Source organism: Syntrophomonas sp. UBA1041 (assembly GCF_002316705.1).
Lineage (GTDB): Bacteria > Bacillota > Syntrophomonadia > Syntrophomonadales > Syntrophomonadaceae > DTU019.
The window spans coordinates 521-827 of the sequence record NZ_DCEA01000085.1 but is presented as its reverse complement, the minus strand read 5'-3'; the positions used below and the strand labels follow the sequence as shown (position 1 = coordinate 827).

Sequence of the window (307 nt, the reverse complement as noted above, 5' to 3'; positions counted from 1 at the left end):
GCGATAACGGCTTTGATAAACTTCTGCTGCCGCGCGGTTCTGCCAATGTCCGCTGTAGGGCCTCCGCGGTAGCGCACATAGCGTAACGCATCCGCTCCGTCGAGCACCTGAGGTCCTTTGGCAAGGTTGATATTCAAGGTAGGATTGGGGTCAGGGTGGCGCATATCGGTTTCCACATCGATGTGCACCCCGCCCAGGGTATCGATGATCTTGGCAAATCCCTGGAAATTGGTGAGGACATAGTAATCCACCTTGGTGTCTAGCAGGTCACCCACTGCCTGGCAGGCGGCTTCCGGCCCTTTCAAGG

Annotated in this window: 1 protein-coding gene; it reads right to left on the bottom strand. The window is 57.0% G+C overall.

Features of this window, described 5'->3' with window-relative positions; genetic code table 11:
• On the bottom strand, positions 1 to 307 hold a 307-nt coding region (locus tag B2633_RS12605; protein WP_483171060.1), incomplete at both ends, for an LCP family protein.